The organism is Sphingomonas sp. (assembly GCF_031426035.1).
Lineage (GTDB): Bacteria > Pseudomonadota > Alphaproteobacteria > Sphingomonadales > Sphingomonadaceae > Sphingomicrobium.
Genome location: NZ_JANPKO010000113.1, coordinates 1 through 1,858, shown reverse-complemented (window position 1 = coordinate 1,858; position 1,858 = coordinate 1). Strand labels below are relative to the sequence as shown.

3 protein-coding genes are annotated in these 1,858 nt (G+C 66.2%); all 3 read left to right on the top strand.

Annotated elements, in window-relative coordinates:
- Positions 1-874: imidazolonepropionase (gene hutI / locus RMP08_RS08360; RefSeq protein WP_310468536.1), on the top strand; the 874-nt coding region annotated here is incomplete at its 5' end.
- 9 nt (positions 875-883) lie between these two features.
- Positions 884-1,279: an MAPEG family protein gene (locus RMP08_RS08355; protein ID WP_310468535.1), complete on the top strand. Its 396-nt coding sequence runs from the start codon at positions 884-886 to the stop codon at positions 1,277-1,279.
- Positions 1,276-1,704 carry a hypothetical protein gene (locus tag RMP08_RS08350; RefSeq protein WP_310468534.1) on the top strand — a complete coding sequence of 143 codons (429 nt, stop codon included), beginning with the start codon at positions 1,276-1,278 and terminating at the stop codon, positions 1,702-1,704. Before RMP08_RS08355 ends, RMP08_RS08350 begins: the two co-directional genes overlap by 4 nt.
- Positions 1,705-1,858 lie beyond the last annotated feature (154 nt).

Here is a 1,858-nt window from a genome sequence, read left to right as displayed (position 1 = left end):
CCAGCTCCGCGACCAGTCGCGCCGTCGCCTTCATGCGCTGATGGCCGGCGGGGTGACGACCGTGGAAATCAAGTCGGGCTACGGTCTCGATACCGCCGCCGAGATCCGCCTGCTCAACACCGCTGCCGCGATCGGCCGCGACCAGCCGGTCCGCATCGTCCCCACTTTGCTCGCCGCCCACGCCCTTCCGCCCGAGGCGAAAGAGGGCGAGGCGCGCGACGCTTATCTTCGCATGATCTGCGAGGAGATGATTCCCGCCGTGGCCAAGGCCGGCCTCGCGACCTCGGTCGACGCTTTCTGCGAGACCATCGCTTTCACCCCGGCCGAAGTGGAACGCGTGTTCACCGCCGCCCGCGCGCATGGCCTCCCCGTCCGCCTGCACGCCGAGCAACTCTCCAACCAGGACGGTGCCGCCCTCGCCGCGCGCTACAAGGCGCTCAGCGCCGACCATCTCGAGCATCTCGATGCTGCGGGCGCAAAGGCGATGGCCGCCGCCGGCACGGTCGCGGTGCTCCTCCCCGGCGCTTATTATGCGCTCAACGAAAAGAAGAAGCCGCCGGTCCAGATGCTGCGCGATGCCGGAGTGCCGATCGCCATCGCCACCGACTGCAACCCCGGAACTTCGCCCCTGCTCAACCCGCAATTGGCGATGAACATGGCCTGCACTTTGTTCGGCTTGACGCCCGAGGAAGCGCTGACCGGCATGACCGTCAACGCCGCCCGCGCGCTCGGGCTCGCCCACGAGATCGGCACGGTGGCGGCCGGCAAGGCCGCCGACCTGTGCGCCTGGCGCGTCGAGGACTTGAGCGAGCTGGCCTATTGGATCGGCTTGCCGGGACCGGAACGGCGGCTGTTCGCGGGACTCGACGGATAGGATGCGAACATGAAACTCGAATTCATCATGCTCGGCGCGACCCTCGCGCTCGCGCTCGCCAACATCCTGTGGGCGGGAAGCGTCCGCACCAAGCAATATGGCCGCGACTGGAACATGGGTGCACGCGACGAGAAAATGCCGCCGCTCAACCCGCTTGCCGGCCGCCTGCTCCGCGCGCAGGCCAATCTCTTCGAAACGCTGCCCCTGTTCATCGCCGCACTGCTCGGCGCCGCATATCTCGACCGGCTCGGCTGGAAGACCGAGGTCGGCGCCAGCCTCTATTTCCTCGGCCGACTGGTCTATCTCCCGCTCTACGCCGCGGGCGTACCCAAGCTGCGCACGCTGATTTTCGGGGTTGCGCTGGCCGGGCTGATCCTATGCTGGTGGGCATTGATGTTTGGATGAGACTGGCCGCCGCCCTCATCGCACTCATCGCCTGGGCCGGGCTCGCCGCGCAATATTCGGCGACCCATTCGGCGGGCTATTCGGTCGGCGAGACTTTGTGGATCCTGCTGCGCTTCTTCACCATCCTGACCAATTTGCTGGTCGCGGTCACGATGAGTGCAATCGCGCTGGGCCGCACGGTATCCGCAGCGTGGATCGGCGGCCTCACGCTGGCAATCCTGCTGGTCGGGATCATCGACGCGACCCTACTGCGCGGCATGCCGCAGCTGAGCGGCACCGCGAATCTCGCCGACATCTTACTGCACAAGGTCACGCCCCTCGCGGTTCCCGCTTGGTGGCTGGCGTTCGCATCAAGGGGCCCAATCGTTATCGAAGGACGCTCGCGATCGGGGTCAATGAGCTCGTTCCAGACGCCCAGCTTTTGAACGGCTCCATCCATTGGGGCCGTTACTGGTGGAGGCTGAGCCCGATTCCGGCCGCTGCCGAGCTTCCGGATACGGTTTTTAAGCCCGAAGATCTCCAGGATCGCGCCTGGCTCAAGCGGATCACGCAAGGCACAGTCTTGAGCCTCGTGTCCGT